The sequence below is a fragment of the Streptomyces sp. NPDC001617 genome (assembly GCF_053596855.1).
In genome coordinates this window covers 1-16,339 of the sequence record NZ_JBSFHA010000107.1, presented here as the reverse complement: position 1 = coordinate 16,339, position 16,339 = coordinate 1, and the positions used below count along the sequence as shown (strand labels likewise).

The 16,339-nt window shown below is 67.4% G+C and carries 15 protein-coding genes and 4 pseudogenes; 11 read left to right on the top strand and 8 right to left on the bottom strand.

The annotated features are described in order from the left end of the window. Window positions 1-93: 93 nt before the first annotated feature. Both ACWC09_RS46040 and ACWC09_RS46035 read left to right on the top strand, forming a co-directional pair. The gene (locus tag ACWC09_RS46040) at window positions 94-654 is read left to right on the top strand and encodes a DUF3060 domain-containing protein (RefSeq protein ID WP_450857484.1); all 561 of its coding nucleotides are present in this window, start codon (window positions 94-96) and stop codon (window positions 652-654) included. 147 nt (window positions 655-801) lie between these two features. Continuing rightward, entirely contained in the window at window positions 802-1,728 is a 927-nt protein-coding gene (locus ACWC09_RS46035) for a PfkB family carbohydrate kinase (protein WP_450857483.1), read from the top strand. A 323-nt stretch (window positions 1,729-2,051) separates the two neighbouring features. Here the strand turns inward: ACWC09_RS46035 and ACWC09_RS46030 are convergent, their stop codons facing one another. After that, complete coding sequence (locus ACWC09_RS46030) at window positions 2,052-2,717, bottom strand: hypothetical protein (protein WP_450857481.1); 666 nt, start codon at window positions 2,715-2,717, stop codon at window positions 2,052-2,054. 62 nt (window positions 2,718-2,779) lie between these two features. On the opposite strand from ACWC09_RS46030, the gene ACWC09_RS46025 reads away from it, so the two are divergent. The 3 genes and pseudogenes from ACWC09_RS46025 (at window position 2,780) to ACWC09_RS46015 (ending at window position 4,291) form a co-directional block, all read left to right on the top strand. After that, the gene (locus ACWC09_RS46025; protein ID WP_450857479.1) at window positions 2,780-3,535 is read left to right on the top strand and encodes a transposase family protein; all 756 of its coding nucleotides are present in this window, start codon (window positions 2,780-2,782) and stop codon (window positions 3,533-3,535) included. 104 nt (window positions 3,536-3,639) lie between these two features. After that, a pseudogene (locus ACWC09_RS46020) lies at window positions 3,640-3,969 on the top strand (hypothetical protein); the annotation flags it as partial. After that, window positions 3,944-4,291, top strand: a complete 348-nt coding sequence (locus ACWC09_RS46015) for a Tn3 family transposase (RefSeq protein ID WP_450857520.1) — start codon at window positions 3,944-3,946, stop codon at window positions 4,289-4,291. The pseudogene ACWC09_RS46020 and the gene ACWC09_RS46015, both read left to right, overlap by 26 nt. On the opposite strand, the gene ACWC09_RS46010 is transcribed toward ACWC09_RS46015, so the two are convergent. From ACWC09_RS46010 to ACWC09_RS45995, 4 genes are all read right to left on the bottom strand, one after another. Next, window positions 4,231-5,637, bottom strand: a complete 1,407-nt coding sequence (locus ACWC09_RS46010) for an MDR family MFS transporter (RefSeq protein ID WP_450857477.1) — start codon at window positions 5,635-5,637, stop codon at window positions 4,231-4,233. The two genes, ACWC09_RS46015 and ACWC09_RS46010, sit on opposite strands and share 61 nt — an antisense overlap. A 688-nt stretch (window positions 5,638-6,325) precedes the next feature. Further along, window positions 6,326-7,180: an N-acyl homoserine lactonase family protein gene (locus ACWC09_RS46005; RefSeq protein ID WP_450857475.1), complete on the bottom strand. Its 855-nt coding sequence runs from the start codon at window positions 7,178-7,180 to the stop codon at window positions 6,326-6,328. Between the two features lie 125 nt (window positions 7,181-7,305). Then, window positions 7,306-8,850 carry an APC family permease gene (locus ACWC09_RS46000; protein ID WP_450857474.1) on the bottom strand — a complete coding sequence of 515 codons (1,545 nt, stop codon included), beginning with the start codon at window positions 8,848-8,850 and terminating at the stop codon, window positions 7,306-7,308. A gap of 105 nt (window positions 8,851-8,955) precedes the next feature. After that, complete coding sequence (locus ACWC09_RS45995; protein WP_450857472.1) at window positions 8,956-10,320, bottom strand: hypothetical protein; 1,365 nt, start codon at window positions 10,318-10,320, stop codon at window positions 8,956-8,958. 149 nt (window positions 10,321-10,469) lie between these two features. On the opposite strand from ACWC09_RS45995, the gene ACWC09_RS45990 reads away from it, so the two are divergent. The 3 genes from ACWC09_RS45990 (at window position 10,470) to ACWC09_RS45980 (ending at window position 13,016) form a co-directional block, all read left to right on the top strand. Continuing rightward, window positions 10,470-11,294 carry a class II glutamine amidotransferase gene (locus ACWC09_RS45990; RefSeq protein WP_450857470.1) on the top strand — a complete coding sequence of 275 codons (825 nt, stop codon included), beginning with the start codon at window positions 10,470-10,472 and terminating at the stop codon, window positions 11,292-11,294. Window positions 11,295-11,359: 65 nt separating this feature from the next. After that, a complete protein-coding gene (locus ACWC09_RS45985; RefSeq protein ID WP_450857468.1) occupies window positions 11,360-12,226 on the top strand; it encodes a MurR/RpiR family transcriptional regulator in 867 nt (288 codons plus the stop codon). 289 nt (window positions 12,227-12,515) lie between these two features. Beyond that, on the top strand, window positions 12,516-13,016 hold the full coding sequence (locus tag ACWC09_RS45980) for a GNAT family N-acetyltransferase (RefSeq protein ID WP_450857466.1): 501 nt from the start codon (window positions 12,516-12,518) through the stop codon (window positions 13,014-13,016). A 4-nt stretch (window positions 13,017-13,020) separates the two neighbouring features. On the opposite strand, the pseudogene ACWC09_RS45975 reads toward ACWC09_RS45980, so the two are convergent. After that, window positions 13,021-13,296: pseudogene (locus tag ACWC09_RS45975) on the bottom strand (transposase); the annotation flags it as partial. A gap of 33 nt (window positions 13,297-13,329) precedes the next feature. On the opposite strand from ACWC09_RS45975, the pseudogene ACWC09_RS45970 reads away from it, so the two are divergent. Next, a pseudogene (locus ACWC09_RS45970) lies at window positions 13,330-13,560 on the top strand (IS110 family transposase); the annotation flags it as partial. Between the two features lie 24 nt (window positions 13,561-13,584). On the opposite strand, the pseudogene ACWC09_RS45965 reads toward ACWC09_RS45970, so the two are convergent. Beyond that, a pseudogene (locus ACWC09_RS45965) lies at window positions 13,585-13,758 on the bottom strand (IS5 family transposase); the annotation flags it as partial. Continuing rightward, the gene (locus ACWC09_RS45960) at window positions 13,755-14,144 is read right to left on the bottom strand and encodes a transposase (RefSeq protein ID WP_450857518.1); all 390 of its coding nucleotides are present in this window, start codon (window positions 14,142-14,144) and stop codon (window positions 13,755-13,757) included. The gene ACWC09_RS45960 and the pseudogene ACWC09_RS45965, both read right to left, overlap by 4 nt. Before the next feature lie 204 nt (window positions 14,145-14,348). On the opposite strand from ACWC09_RS45960, the gene ACWC09_RS45955 reads away from it, so the two are divergent. Then, window positions 14,349-14,990: a gamma carbonic anhydrase family protein gene (locus ACWC09_RS45955; protein ID WP_450857465.1), complete on the top strand. Its 642-nt coding sequence runs from the start codon at window positions 14,349-14,351 to the stop codon at window positions 14,988-14,990. Window positions 14,991-15,075: 85 nt separating this feature from the next. Continuing rightward, window positions 15,076-16,209 (top strand): IS630 family transposase, encoded by a 1,134-nt coding sequence (locus tag ACWC09_RS45950; protein ID WP_450857463.1) that lies wholly within the window; start codon window positions 15,076-15,078, stop codon window positions 16,207-16,209. Window positions 16,210-16,339 lie beyond the last annotated feature (130 nt).

Genomic DNA, 16,339 nt, shown 5'->3' with positions numbered 1-16,339 from the left:
ATGGGTGCGACAGCGCGCTCCTACGCTTTTGACATCGCCAAGGCTTAAGCCCCACAGCAAGCCGTTGACCAGCCACAAAACGAAAGTACTGCCATGCGCATACAGACCCTGCTGCCCGCCGCCCTGATCACTCTCACCCTCTCGGCGACCGTGGGCTGCTCCGTCAACCTGTCGCAGCCCGCCAAGAACGAACCGACGCGGACGAAGACCCCGACGGCCGCCGCCGGCACGAGCACGAGCAGGAGCCCCAGCGCCGACAGCAGCGACAGCAACGGCTCTTCTTCCCCCTCCACCGACACCGCACTCAAGGTCAGTGGCACCGGGGTCACTCAGACCATCGACTGCGCGGGGCGGGATGTCGTCATCGACGGTGGCACGAACACCCTGGTTTTCAAGGGAGACTGCGGAACAGTCACCCTCAACGGCTCGGGAAACACCGTCGGGGTGGAGTCCGTCGACACCATGAAGGTCAAGGGCCAGGCCAACACCGTGTACCTGAAGACCGTCGGCACCATAGACACAGCACAGACCACAGGCTCCACGGTGGGCTGGGTCGCCGGAGCCGACGGCGGCAGTCCCAAGATGTCCGGTGGCGGCAACCTGAACACCGTGGAACAGATCAGCGAGCAGGAATACGAGAGCGACATCAGCTGAACGCGACCTGACACTGTCGTGCCGAAGGCGGCATCTGGCTTGTACTTCTGGCAGACCCTCTCCAGGGCTGGATCATGAGGGGCTGATGCACGATCGGCTGACATCTGTCACCCGAACCTGCATCAGCCCCCAGCGACCGGCTGCCGCTTGCGAACTACGCCGAGGCGCTTCGGCAGTTCCAGGCTGGCAAGGGCCGCAAGATCCAGGTGCTGCCGTGACGGCCAGTATCGAACCTGGACAGGACTTGACCTGCACCGAGCCGATGCCCGGAGCCCATGCCGCCGGAGTAGAAACGGCCGCCCGCTCGCTCCCGCGCTTGTCGTCGGGGAAGCCCTGGTGGACATCATCACCAGTCCCGACGGCTCGCGCCGCAGCCACCCCGGCGGCAGCCCAGCCAACGTAGCCCTGGGATTGGGCAGGCTCGACCACCCCGTCAGGCTCGCCACCCGTCTGGGTGACGACACCCACGGACTCCTCGTACGGAAGCACCTGGAGGCTGGCGGGGTCGAACTATCACCGAGATCCGTAGCCGACACCGACACCTCCACCGCGACGGCCGTCCTCGATAACGCAGGAGCCGCGAACTACTCCTTCGACATCACCTGGGAACTGTCGGCAGTCGTCGAGAAAGCCCTGCTCGACGGCCCGCCCGTCCACGTCCACACCGGCTCCATCGCCACTGCCCTCAGCCCAGGAGCCAACCAGGTCCTGAAAACCCTGCACGCCCTCCGTGCCTCAGCCACCATCTCCTACGACCCCAACCTGCGGCCCGCACTGCTCCGCTCGCCGGAGCAGGAACGTGAACGTGTGGAGCAACTCGTCGCCATCAGCGACGTGGTGAAGGCCAGCGAAGAGGACGCCTTCATGGCAGGGCTGGTCAGCTGGCTGCTCCATGCCGGGCTGCTGGGAGGCGGTCCTGGAGCCGAGGCAGCACGCGCGGCATTGCATGCGGCGACCGAAACCGACAGGCTGCCATCGGTTCTCCACGAGGCACTGGCGAGGGTTGCTCTCGCCGCTGCCCTCACGTGCGCACGCGAGGGAGCGGACTCTCTCACTGCAGCAGAACTGGTGTGAGCTGACGGCCCGTCCGTCTCACTCCGAGGGTGGGTTACTCAGGTTGAACTCGCAGTGTCCGGTGGCCCGTGACGGTTTTGATCGTTGAGTGAGCCGAGGCTCGTTGCTGTAGTTGTCACACAGGCAGGACTATTGTCGTCGGTGACGTTGCGGGTGCAGGAAACGTTGACCGCCTCACCGAACTCTGTGGTACAGCGGTGCGGAGCTCGGCGTCAGCAGCGCGCAGGCGTAGTGGTTTCTGGACGTAGATCGCGCTCTCATCGTGATCCAAGGTGTCGTTCCAGGCCCGTGTTCGACGCTGTTTGCGAGGGGTGGATCGCCTCTCAGGACTGGGCCCCCAACTCGTAGGACGGCTTTTCGTCGGCTGGGGTGCGCCGGCGGCGCAGTCTTCGCGGGTCGAGGGCTTCGCCGAGTGGCCCGGCGATACTGCTTGCTGTCATGGTGTGGCCGACGATCAGTATCGCGAGGGACACCTTTTCGCCCTGTGTGCCGGGGACGGGCGGCCTCGGGCCGAGCTGCGGATCAGCCTTCTCCTGGGGGTCGGAGGTGACCTGCACGGTAGTGCCGACTCGTGGGTGTCCCTCGACGTCGGCGGTGACGGTGATCGTCTTGCCGTTGCCGAGACGGACATCGGTTTCGATGAAGTCAATGCCGCCGTTGTCGCCCCTTACGGGCTCGGACTTGGTGACCACGCCCGTGGCCGTGACTCCGCGGTCGTGCAGGATCTGCTGGTCGCCATCCGTCGTGCCAAATATGATGCCGCTGAACAAGCCGCCGAACACGATCACAACGCCGACGAAGCAAACCACGGCCTTCCATTTGCGAGCCCGGTGCCCCTTGACGTACCAGAACATCAGCACAGGCACGCCGAGATAGACCCCATGCCCCGTCCTCTGCGCCTCGGCCGCCGCATCGTCGCGCCTTCCGCAGCCGCGCGCACTGCCGCTCAAGCTGGCGGTGCTGACCGCGAGTTGGACTGTCCTGCGCAACGACGAAGCTCCTGGTAGACGGGTTCTCGACCAAGATCACCTGTGTCTGCCAGGAGCTTCGCGTGCTTGTCTACCCGTCCTCGATTGATCTGTCCAGCCGCACCTTGCGGTTCCTGACCGGGCAACTGACAGCCCGGCGGCAGGAGATCGGAACGCGGTGGCGGCGCCTTCCTGCCGGACGTCAGGCCCTGCTCGCCCTGGCCCACCTGCGGTGCGGTGACACTTACGCCCAGCTCGCCGCCGGATTCGGCATCGGGATCGCGACCGTGCACCGCTACATACGTGAAGCCGTAGAGACCCTGGCCGCCCTCGCCCCGTCCCTGGACCAGGCGATGACGACGATCCGGACGAAGGCGTTCGTCATCCTCGACGGCACCTTGCTGCCCATCGACCGCATCGCCGCCGACACCCCGTACTACTCCGGGAAACACAAACGCCACGGCATGAACGTCCAGGTCCTCTCTGATCCGTTCGGACGACTGCTCTGGGCCTCGCCGGCACTGCCCGGATCGACTCACGACCTGACCGCCGCGCGGCAGCACGGGATCATCGAAGCCCTCGCCGGTGCGGGGCTCAAATGCTGGGCGGACAAGGCATATCAAGGCGCCGGCGGATCCGTCCGGGTTCCGTTTCGGGGCCGCCGTCTCCAGCAATGGAAGCGTCTCCATAACACCACCCACGCCAAGATCCGCTGCCTCGGCGAGCGGGCCATGGCCACCCTCAAGGGATGGCGCCTCCTGCGGAAGCTTCGCTGCAGCACCAACCGGATCACCGACGTGGTGAAGGCCGTCCTCGTCCTTCACCACGCATCAGCCTGAGGTTGGAAAAGGCTCATTGAGCTGCACCCCCGTTTCGTGGAGTCCCTGATGCCAGGGTTAGGGCGTGCAGATCTTTAACCCTTGGCTTCCCGTTCGGTGGGTCGTTGCTCTGGTATAGGTGGGCTGGAAGTACAACGGGCCGTGCTGTAGCGAAGTTCGGGGCGATTTTGCCGCACCTCGACGAGCGACAGCGTCGTCTGTTGATAGGAGCCGAGGCCCGGTCACTCGGGCACGGTGGAATCAGGGCGGTCACCCAGGCCGCCGGTGTCCGTGAGGCCACTGTGTCGCTCGGGGTGCGGGAGCTCGACTTGGGCGAGGCTCCGTTGGGACGGGTCCGCAGGGCCGGCGGCGGCCGTAAGCGCGTCGTCGACCTCAACCCACCAGAGGACCCGCTTCGTCGCCCGCTACCTGCGCGACCGGGACCTTCAGCGCGAGATCGAGGAGGGCCTGAACATGGTGGAGGCCTGGAACCGCGCAAATGCGGTGATCTATTACGGCAAGAGCGGCGAGATCTCCAGCAACAACCGCGAGGAGGTCGAGTTGGCGGCGCTGTGCCTGCGCATCTGCCAGGCCTCGATCGCGTTCTTGAACACCCTCATGCTCCAGGACGTCCTCGCCGAGGAGCAGTGGTCCGGCCGGCTCACCCCGGCCGACCGGCGCGGCCTCACCCCGCTCTTTTGGGGCCACATCCGACCCTACGGGGAGGTGCGGCTCGACCTCGGGACACGCCTGGCCATCGGCGCTGACGCTGTGTGACGTATGCCGGCGCTCACGGGTTGTTCAACCTCTGACTCAGGACACTTGGAGGCGGCCGCGACGGCGGGATCCGAATCGTCTGCGGGAGCGGGCGCACCATCCACATCCTGAGTAGGCATGGCCCGCTGTCCGGCGCGGCCGCGCATCAGCACCAGGTAGCCCGCCGCGCTGACCAGGCCGAGCCCGGCGCACGCGCCCCAGACCGAGTCAGCGCCGAAGGACGCCAGCATCAAGCCGCCGGTCAGCGGGGCCAGGAACGAGGAGACCTGCCAGGCCAGCGAGAAGACGCCCTGGTAACGGCCGCGGCCGTGCACCGGCGCCAGCGCCGCGATCACGGCCTGGTTGGCGGGCGTCCACAGGATCTCGCCCAGCGTCCACACCACTACGGCCAGCGCGTACAGGGCCATCCCGCCGGAGCCGCCGCCCACCAGGGCGCAGGCGGCGAAGCCGAAGCCCTGCAGCAGCGAGGCCCAGGCCAGCGCGGCGGCGCGGCTGCGGCGCTCCGTCAGCCGGGTCAGCGGGATCTGCACGAGCACGACCAGCACCGAGTTGATCGCGACGACCAGCCCGAATTCCTGCGCGGAGTAGCCCTGGCGGCCCATCACCACCGGCAGCGCGAACCCACCCAGGCCGATCACCATCGACAGCAGGAAGGTCAGCCCGACCAGGCTCATGTAGGCGGTGTCGCGGAAGACTGTGCCCATGCTGATCTCCCGATGCGCTGCCACCCCAGCCGCAGGAGTGCGCTCGGGCCGGGTCTCCGGGATCCGTCGGAAGACCACCACCGCGCACAGCAGCGTGGTGACCGCGTCCGCCCAGAACAGCAGCAGGAAGCCGTGCGCGGCCAGCACCCCCGCCGCCGACGCGGAGATCGCGAAGCCGATGTTGATTGCCCAGTAATTCAGCGAGTAGGCGCGCACCCGGTCCCCCTGGGGCACCAGGTCCGCGATGATCGCCGAGATGGCCGGGCGCGCCGCGTTGCCGGTCAGCCCCAGCAGGCCGGCCACCAGCGCGATCAGCGCCGGGGCGTGCACGTAGCCGAGCAGCACGGTGGCGCAGGCGGCCAGCGACTGGGCCAGCACCAGCGTGGGCCGCCGCCCGATCCGGTCTGCGCCGACGCCCCCGGCCAGCGCCCCGGCTACCCCGCCCAGCCCGTACGCGGAGACCACCAGCCCGGCCACGGCCGGGGAGAAGCCGCGCACCGCGGTCAGGTAGAGGGTGAGGAAGGTGACCACGAAACCGCCGAGCCGGTTGACCAGGGTGCTGGTCCACAGCCACCAGAAGGTGCGCGGCAGTCCGCCGACCGTCTCACTCAGTAGAACTCGTGCGCGGGCAGGGTGGCGCATGGGGCTCCGATCTGTAAGTGCCAAATAGATGGAGGGGGTATTACGCACTGGTGGGCGGGGACGCCAGCGGATGAACTGGTGACCATGACTGAAGCTCCCTGCCGTCTTGTGCTGCTCCGAAGAACCTCTTCGCGGGCTGGGTCGGCGTCGACCTACCAGCTGGCCGAACAGAGGGACCTGACCGATGAGCGCGAACGGGTCCGTGCCCCGGCTGGCGACAACCCCGCCTTCTGGGCAGCAGCGATGACCACTGACGCAGATCGCAAACAGCTCCTGCGTCACTTGGTCAGAAGGGTGAGCCCCGCCGCCGTCGGGGACGGTGAGCGGGTCACCGCCCGGATCGCCTGTGAGCGAAGGATGGACAATCCGCCGAGGCCAAGGCCACTTGGTCCGTGTCACCGCAACTTTGACGCTGCACCGGGCCGCCCTCACCCCGGTGCGCCGAACTCGCCCAGGGCGGCAGCGCGTCGGCCCTGCGCAAGGCCTATCGGGTCTACACAGGCCGCATCTCAGCAGCCCAGGCGCGGTTCCAAGCTGAAAGCCCAACGGCCGGCTCATCCGACTCTCAGACGCCGGCCGCCAGCGGCGGTTCCTCCGCGCTGTTGAGGCCCAGGCCGCTGCACGGGGGCGGGCCGTGCAGACGATCACCGCCCCGATGTAGGGTACGCCCGCCCGGTGGGCCGCGGTTTCACTCGTAGCAGTCCGGGGGAAAGCGCAGCTGCTGGGCCTGCTGGGCGTCGTGGGGGAACATCAAGATCGCGCCTTGTTGTTCCGCGAGTTCCAGGAGCACGGCGGCGGTCCCGACGCTGGTTGGGGGATCTTCGAATGCCTGCCAGTTGCCGGTGTCGAGAAAGTCCTGATTGGGGATCGCGTCACCGCACAGCAGCACTGGTGCGCCGCTGCGCAGACGGACGAAGACGGACTGATGGCCCGTGGTGTGGCCCGGGGTGGACAGCACGGTGACACCCGGCACGATCTCGGTGGCGTTGTCGACTGCGGTGATCGAGGCGACGTGATCGAAGTATCGGTACTGGGAGGCCGTGGGGTGCCGTGTGACGCGGTGGAGTTCGTGGCTCGTGACGTACATCTGCGCCTGGGGGAAGAGGTTGTTGTTCCCGCAGTGGTCGAAGTGCAGATGGGTGTTGACGACATGGGTGATCTGGCCAGGGCGGACGCCGACCCCGCCGAGGCGGGCCTGCAGTGTGTCGCGGGTGGACAGCAGAGGGGTGATGGCGTCTTCATGTTCCGTGCCTCTGTAGGAGAGACCGGGGTCCTGGACGTGCCCGTCGGCCATGCCTGTGTCGACGAGCATCCATCCCAGGTCGCCGAGGTCGAGCAGGTAGGCCATGACGGGGAAGCGGTAGCGGCCGTTGCTGTGAGCGGCCAGGCCGGTTTCGCCGGGCAGCATCTCGTCGAGCGTCGTGTCGAGTTCGCCGAGTCGGAGCACGAACAGCCGCTCCACGCAGGTTTGCTGGGCCGACAGGCGTGCCTGAGGCTGGTGGAGGAGGTGGCCGGTGGCGGGGTTGTCGGGGTCTCGGGTCATCGCGGTTCCTCACCTTCTGTGCGGGGCCACCGGGCGTGCCTGCAAGGGGGACGGTTCTGCCTTCGTCCCTGCGCAGCGAAGGCATGGGGTCTCGCCTGGGGCGGCGGATCGAGCGTGGTGGAAGGTCAGGGGGACTGTGACAGGTCGGTGCGCAGGACGGGCGGGGCGTCGTCCGCTGCCGACTCGGTGTCGTGGATCTGCGAGGGAGCGAGTCCTTCGTCGCGGGTGAGCAGCTCACCGGCGCGGCGGGCGACGGCGGGCCGGGAGGCAATGCCGATGGCAGTGACGGCGACGATACCGAGGAACAGGCCGGGGCCCCACCAGGCCGAGCCGGAGGGGAAGGGGTAGACGTTGCGGAACATGGTGTATCCCAGGACCACGGCGCCCAGGGCGGGCATCACGATCTCCCAGCGAGAGACCTGATGGCGGCCTGAGAAGAAGAGCAGTTTGGCGGAGCCGATGTTGGTCATGAAATAGGCCACGAGCAGAACCAGGGTGCCGGCGGTTCCTGCGTCCACGGCGACGGTGAAGGGATCCGCATGGAAGAGAGCTCCGCCGGCGGCAATGAAGACCAGGGAGCCGACGATCAGCGCGCCGACGGCGCGTGCCGGGATCCGGTGCGTGGGCGACACGTGGGCGAGGGACTTGGGGCCGGCTCCGTCGCGGGACATGGCGAAGACGAGGCGAGAGGAGCCGGCTATGCAGGCCAGGGAGCATCCCGCGGCGCTCAGGGCCGCTCCGATGGTGATGACATGGCCGATCCAGTGTCCGATGTAGGCGGAGCCGAGATCGCCCATCAGTGAGGGGGAGTTGACGAACGTGTGGATACCGCTGGCGTCGGTTCCGAAGCCCATGACCTGGATGGCCGTGACCACGATGAAGAACAGGCCGCCGAAGATCACGGTACCGAGAATGGCGCGGGGGACGTCGCGCCGCGGGTTGGCGGTTTCTTCTCCGAGGGTGGCTGCGCCCTCGAAGCCGGCAAAGGAGAGGAACCCGAAGACCGTGCCGAGGAAGATGCTGGACAGGTCGGAGCCCGAGGGCATGGCGAACGAGGACAGGTCGAACGTCTGCCCGTGAGGGGCGCTGTGAGTGGAGACCCGGTACAGCACGGTCGCCGCGACGACGAGGATGAGTAGGACGGTGATGCCCTCGACGGCAAGCATGATGCGGGTGCCGCCGCGGGCCGGGCGGGTGGCGAAGTACCAGACGATCGCGAGTGCGAGAGCGGCGATGACGAAGGCCGTGGACTGCGGGACGCTGCTCCACACGCCGGAAACCTGCAGCTCGTCGGCGGTGAACCGGCCGGCGGCGATAGCGGTGTAGATGGCGAAGAACACGTACGCCGCTGCGAGCAGCCAGCCGGAGAAGATGCCCGCCCGGGGGCCGATGGAAGCGCCGACGTAGCCGTAGACGGATCCGGCGTGGTTGAACCTCTGGCTCAGACGCACGAAGGAGTACGCGATGAGCAGCGCACTTGCGGTGGCGAGGGTGAAGGAGAGCGGCACTGCTCGGCCCACGACGCTGGCGGTGCCCTGGGGGTTGGCGTTGGATGCCATCGCGGGCGCCATCAGGGCGATGGACACGCCGATGGCCTCCCAGACGCTGAGGTTGCGCCGAAGTCCCGGCTTGGTATCTGGGTTGCTCTGTGCGCTGCTGGAATCGTGCATGGTCTTGCTCCTGGTGCTTGTAGAGGTCTCCGAGGGTGCATGTGGGAGCGCCCCTGATGCGATGAACGGGGTGAGGTCCGGCGCGTGGTCAGCGTGCTTTCCGGGTCAGACGGACCAGGCGAGCCGGAAGCGATGAGCGAGGGTGTCCGTGTCGACCTCGCCGAAGGCGCTCTGCTCGTAACGGCGGCAGGCAACGGTCGCGTTCACGTTGTCGTCGCCCAGCAGCCGCCGGGCGAGGTGGGATGTGTCGAGGCGGTCGATGACCTCCTTGGGGTCCGCGGAGAGGATGTGGATTCCGGCCTCTTCGCGCCCGGCTTCGGTGAGGCGGCCGGGATCGTCCGTCACTTCACCGGGGAGCGGTGAACGGGTGCGGATGCCGTCGTGGGCGAGAGCGAGGATGGCCGCGGAGGCGAGGTAGACGTTGGCCGAGGGGTCGACGATCTTGACTTCGACGTTGGCGCCGTGCGGGTTGGCGGGTCCAGCGGCGAGGAACCGGACGGCGGCCTCGCGGTTCTCCGTGCCCCAGCAGGCGTACGCGCCCGACCACGAACCAGGGCCGAGGCGCTTGCCGGACAGTACCGAGCCTGTGAGGAAGCCCTGGATCTCGGGCAGGCCGCGTACGAGACCGCCGATGGCCGACTCGCCCTCGGGGGTCAGTCCGCGCAGGCCGTCGCCTCCTGCGAACACCGGCGTACCGGATCGCAGCAGTGAGATGTGCTGGTGGGCGCCATTGCCCACGGTGCCGGGGAACGGCGCGGGAGAGAACGAGGCGGCCAGGCCGTGCTCGCGTGCGACACGGCCCACGATCACCTTGGCCAGGCACAGGGTGTCGGCGGCCGCGACCGGGGAGGCGGGCGGCAGGGAGAACTCGAACTGGTGCGGCCCGTATTCGGCATGCACCTGTTCCAGACTGACGCCGGCGAGCTCGGCCGCGGCGTAGAGGTCGCTGAGGAAGGCCTGCCGGTCCAGCAGCCCCGTGATGCCGTAAGGCGTCCAGCCAGAGGTCAGCGGCCTGCCGTCGGGGTGTACCAGGACGAACTCCAGTTCGTGGCCGACGAGTGCGCTGTAGTCGTCGGCCGCCAGCTCGGCCTCGATACGTGCAAGGGTGCCGCGGGCACAACTCGCGACCGGGAGCCCGTCCTGCGAGAACAGGCTCGCCGGCCCCCAGGCGACGCCGCCGCCCAGCCGGCGCAGGCCGGCGATATCCAGACGCAGGCGCAGGTCGCCGACGGGACTGATATCCGGCGTGAACGCGATGCCGCCGTCGATCGTGAACACGTTCCACACGGGGGCGGAGCCCAGACCGGAGCGGTGGAACGCCGCGAGACGGGCGAGCGGGATGCTCTTGCCCAGAACGAGGCCTGCGGCGTTGACCATCGAGCCGATGACCAGGGTCGTCCCGGCACTCGCCTGCTCGTCCATGACTGCTTCGAGGACCGAATCATCTGCGGTGAATGTGAACTGACTCATGGCGGCCATGGTGCACCGAAGCCTTGTCGATTTCATTACACGAGTGCAGAAATTTTAGAAAAGTTAGGATACCGTCATCATCGTTCGGCCCTGGATCACCCGGGACCGGGCGGACAGGGAACCGTCGAAGCTTGGAAGGACACCGCAAGATGTGCAGACTGCTCGGCTTCGCGGCCGCCGGGAGTGCCAGCCTCAGTCAGCTGGTGGGAGAGGGGCAGTGCAACCGCTTCCTGCGGATGTCACACCTGCACGCCGACGGGTGGGGCACCGCCTGGGTGGACGGCCTGGGAGGCGTGGCCACGCACCGCGACCCGAACCCCCCGCAGAACGGCTCCGCCGCGGCCGCCGCGAGGATCGCGCTCGCAGGCAAAGCCCGAGCGCGGCTTGTGCACCTGCGGATGGCCACGAGCGGGCTGCCCGTCAGTCCGGAGAACACTCATCCCTTCGTCGCCGACGGGGTGGCCTTCGCCCACAACGGTGCCATCACCCCGAAGGCACAGCTGGCCGCACTCGTGGATCCGGCCTACCGCACAAGCGCCGCCGGAGACACCGACTCCGAGCTCTACTTCGCCCTGGTGCGCCAGCACGCCGGACGATCGGGAGACCTGCTCGCGGGTGCCTGCTCGGCAGTGACGCACCTGCGCAGCCTGTTTCCCAAAGCCAGTCTGAACGCCATGCTCCTCTCCCGCGACCAGTTGATCGTGGTGCACTCCAGCGAGCATTCCCCCATCCCTGTCAAGGAGCTCGCCGCGACCGGGATCGCGGAGGCGGACCTCCCCCTCGGGCACCTCGACAGCTACTTCCAGATGTCTTACACGCGCCTGGCGGACGGATCACTCGTCTTCTCCTCCACCGGCCTGGACACCACAGGCTGGACACCGCTGGCGCCGGCCACGGTCACGGCCGTGGACCTGCACTCCCTGCAGGTGAACACGCAACGCCTGGAACAGGAGGTCCTACAATTCGCGGAGTGACCAGCCTGAGCACTCACGGCAAGACCCCCGAGACGCCGCGGGCCATACCCGAGCGAATCGAATCCGTGGCAAACCTGATTTCCGACAGGTCGGCCGCCCTGCGACCGGCCGAGCGCAAGGTCGCCCGGGTCCTCATGACCGACTACCCCACTGCGGGACTCGGCACCGCCGCGTCCCTCGCAGCGGCGGCCGGAGTCAGCGCTCCCTCGGTCGTACGCTTCGCCACGGCCCTCGGCTTCGAAGGCTTCAACGCCCTGCAGGCGGCCCTCAAGAGCGAATTGCGGTTGCACTCGGAGGGCCCGCTCGGACAGATCGCATGGGAGCCTGTCCCCGGATCGAAATCCGAATTGCTCGTCCAGCGCGCGCAGACCATGACGAAGAACGCCGTCAGGTCGCTGAAGAAGATCCCGTCCGAAGACCTTGACAACGCCATCGCCCTGCTGTCGGACACCTCCCGCAAGCTGTACCTCAGCGGCGGCCGCTACTCCTCCATCCTCGCCAAGGACCTCACCCTCAACCTTGAGACAATCCGCCCCAAGGTCCGCCACCTCGACGACCCCTACGGCACAGACCTGTCGACGATCATGGCGCTGAGCCGCCGCGACGTTTACGTGATCTTCGACTTCCACCGCTACCAGCAGTCGACCGTCGACCTCGCCAGGCAGGTCCGCCGGCGCGGCTCGACGATCATCCTCGTGACCGACGAGCAGCTTTCGCCTGCCGTGGAGGACGCGCAGGTGGTTCTTCCCGTCAGCGTCACCTCCCCGGCGCCGTTCGTCACTTTCAGTGCTGGCATCATCCTCATGGAGCTGCTCGCTCTGGAGGTGCTTCACAAGCTCGGCGATCGCGGCAGACAGCACCTCACCACCTGGGAGACGGTCCGTGGGCGCGAGCTGATCTCCAGCAGCGAGGACGAGCCAGGCACACGCTAGCCCCCAAGCCGCGTGCCAGCTGGCGACTGCTCGGGCGGCCCCTCGCAGGTGGTCTGAGAGGGCATTTGATCTAGGCGAATTGCCCTTTCTGTTCTGGTAGATACCTCACCAAGCGCATAACGGACTAGACGACATCCGCCTGGCGAGGAACTTACTAGTAGATAAAGGGCAATTCACCTAGATCAAATGCCCTCTAAAGACCGGGCGGCACCAGGACTCTAGGGCGTGTGTCGAAAGTGGATCAAGATACTCGTTCTGGCCTTGGTAGGTGTCATGCGATGCTCGCGTCATGACTGATCAACGTGAGGTTGCCATCGTCCGCTGGCCAGGTCAGGCCCCTTCCGTCGAGGATGGGCTGGCAGATCTGCTGGCGGCCTACCATCTGCAGACGCAGGCCGAGAAGGGTGAGGCCGTCGCCGGTGTGGATGGGTTGCCGGACCGCTACCGGGTAGAGATCGCGGATCCGCAGGCCGTGTTCGTTGACGATGTCGTGCTGCTGGCGTTGAGCGGGGACACCGCGGTGGGCTGCCTGGTGTTGACCGCCTCTGTCGACGGACGGTCCGAGGTGAAAAGGCTCTGGACGGACCCGGCGTTCCGGGAGCGGGGCATCGCGTCCAGCCTGGTCAGCGCCGCGCTTGTGCATGCTGCGGAAGGCGGCGTCAGCGCGGTGCGGCTGTCGGTGTGGAAGTGGCGGGCAGGCGCGATCGCCCTGTACGAGCGGCTCGGATTCACCGTCACCGAGTCGTGGGACGAGCGGGGCCAGCTGGTCTGCATGGAACGAGCCGTGTGAGTGGTCACAGCCATTCGTTGATGGCCGCGACGAGGACGGTCGCCTCGTAGCGGACTGCGAGCTTGTCATAGCGCGTCGCCACGGCGCGGTGTCTTTTGAGGCGATTGATGCCGCACTCCACTGCATGCCGAGCCTTGTAGTCCGCCGGGTCGAACTTCGGCGGCCGGCCGCCACGGGAGCCGCGTTTCTTGCGGTTGCGGGCCTGGTCGGCCTTGTCCGGGATGGTGCAGCGGATTCCACGCCGCTGCAGGTAGGCGCGGTTCTTGTGGGAGGCGTACGCCTAATAGGCACGGTGGATTGACAGTTGTCAGTCCTGGCAGGGGCCGGGCGGCACTGGGCGTTCGCCGCACTCACCGCTTCACTTGGGGCCCACTCTCACTACAACCGTCGACGGGAAGTCGGCGACCGCTACCACGCGGCCCTCCGCAACCTTTTCAACCGCCTGATCGGCCAACTCCATCACTGCCTGACCACCCGTCAGAAATTCAACGAAGCAGTCGCCTTCGGGCCACCGGCACTGCCAACGCTCGCAACAGCTGCTTGACCCCATAGCTGCATGGGGTGTCTTGTCCGCGCGGACCCTCCGCGGCCGGGTGCGCGGCCTGCCCGGCCCCAGCCGGGGAACCCGGACACGGCTCAGGACGGTCTCGAACTGCGGGGAGTCACCCCGCTGCCCCGCCGTGATGACGATCGACATGGGCTTTTGCCGCTGCTCGACGGCCAGGTGCAGCTTGGTGGTCAGGCCACCGCGCGAGCGTCCGAGCCCGTGGTCGGCCGGTTCGGCGACGACACCGCAGGGCGGCTCCTTCTGCAGGTCCCCCCTTTCCGCGCCCCGGCAGCGTGCTGGTGGGCACGGACGACAGTGGAGTCGACGTTGAGGTCCCAGGTGATCAGGTTATTGGCGTCCGCCCGGGCCTGGAGGGCGGTGAAGATCCGCTGCCAGGTGCCGTCCCGCTGCCAGCGGCGGAACAGGTCGTACGCCCGGCCCCACGGCCCGTACTCGGCAGGCATGTCCCGCCACGGGATGCCGGTACGGACCCGGAAGCGTATGCCGTCGATCAGCTGCCGCCGACTCCATGCCGGCGGCCGACCGGGCTTCTTTCCCTTCGGCAACAACGGCTCCAGCACGGCCCATTGCTCGTTCGTCAGATCTCCACGTGCCACGAATCAAGATCATCTCGCGCTCAAGATCCACTTTCGACACACGCCCTAGTGCCGTATCAGACAACGTTCGCCCTGTAGTGCCTCAGATCGCGGATGGCACATGTCTCGGCGAACGCGACGTCGGAAATCCGCCAGCATGCTCGCGGTCGGTCGGGTGAGAATCCGCTCATGATCGCTGAAGCGCAGGGAATCCGCATCCGGCACCGCGGGCATGAACCGCAGGTCCATCCCACCGCCTACGTCGCCCCGACGGCCACGCTCGTCGGTGATGTCCGCGTGGGGCCGAGGGCGCGGGTGATGTACGGTGCGGTGCTCGATGCCGAGGGGTCTCGGATCGAGGTCGGGGAGGCGGCGGTGATCTGCGAGAACGCGGTGTTGCGCGGGTCTGCGGTCGCCGGCGATCAGCCGGTGCTTGTCGACGACCACGTCTTCGTGGGGCCGCATGCCACGCTGCTGGGCTGCGAGGTCGGCAGGTGCGTCTATGTGGCGACCGCGGCGACGGTCCTGCAGTGCGCACGGTTGGGGGCCGGCTCGGTTGTCGCTGTCGGCGCGCTCGTCCATGCGCGCACCGTTTTGCCGGACGAGTACTTCGTGCCGCCGCACACCGTGGCGCTTGACGCGCCGGTGCGGCTGCTGGCCCCTGGCGATCCGGGCCTGGCCGAGGCCGTCGGGCGGGTGGGCTTCGCGCAGGTGGCGTTCGGCGTCGACGCGGAGTGGACCGACCGGATCAGCCGGTACGAGCACATCGCGGAGGTGCGCGTCGCCGAGTTCGGCACGCACGCGGACGATGAGGTTCTGAATCTCGGCTAGCTCCGCATCAGCGACCCTTGTGTTGTGGTGAGGTGACGCGCCGTCCGGATTCTACTCCGGCGCGCGCGTCCGGCAAGCTGTGCCGATGGCAGAGCGAGTGCGGGTCCGTGAGATCGATGACGACGAGGGCAGGCGGCTGCTGCGGATCATCCGTAGGGGCACCGGGTCGGTGGTGACCTGGCGCCGGGCGCAGATGGTGCTGTTATCCGCGCAGGGCATGCCCGTGGCGAAGATCGCCGAGGTGACGTTCACCAGCGCGGACCGGGTCCGGGATGTGATCCACAACTTCAACGCTGACGGCTTCGACTCGCTTTATCCGAAGTACGCGGGCGGACGGCCGAGGACCTTCACCCTGCCCGAGCGCCGGGAGATCAAGAAGATCGCCAAGTCCAAGCCGGCCGAGCACGGCCTGCCGTTCTCGACCTGGAGCCTGGCCAAGCTGGCCGACTTCCTGGTCGCCGAGGGGGTGGTCGACGGCATCAGCCACGAGGGCCTGCGGGTCCTGCTCCGAGAGGAGGGCGTCTCGTTTCAACGCATAAAGACCTGGAAGACCTCTCACGATCCGGACTACGCCGCCAAGAAGGCCCGCGTCGAGCACCTGTGCGCCATCGCCGACGACGAGGTCATACCCGAGGACGGCGAGCCGGAGGTGGTGTTCTGCCTGGACGAGTTCGGCCCGCTGAACCTGCAACCGCACCCGGGCCGGCAGTGGGCCGAACGCGGCGGCAGGCACAAAGACCCCGACCGCGAACCACGCCGCAGGCGGCGGGCGACCTACAACCGCCCACACGGGGTGCGGCACCTGTTCGCCGCCTACGACCTGGCCAAGGACAAGCTCTACGGCCACATCAAGAAGACCAAGAACCGATCGAAGTTCCTGGAATTCTGCCGCTACCTGCGCGCCCTCTACCCGCCGACAGTCCGCCTGGCGATCGTGTGTGACAACTACTCCCCGCACCTGACCACCAAGCGGTGCCGCCGGGTGGCGGACTGGGCAGAGGCCAACAACGTCGAGATCGCCTACACCCCGACCAACTCCTCGTGGCTGAACCGCATCGAGGCCCAGTTCACCGCCCTGCGCTACTTCACTCTCGACGGCACCGACCACGCCAGCCACGAAGAGCAGGGCAGCATGATCCGCCGCTACATCATCTGGCGAAACCGCCACGCCGACGACCGGCGCCTACGCGCCGTCGTCGACAGGGTAAACGTTGCCTGATGCGGCACTAGTGTGCTGCGTCAGAAATCCTGAGGGTAAGTACCCTGTTGTCATGTCGCATTCGGGACCGTCTGCTGTGGCGATCACGTTGTCCGAGGCTGAGCGTGTCGAGTTGGTGCGCCGGACGGAA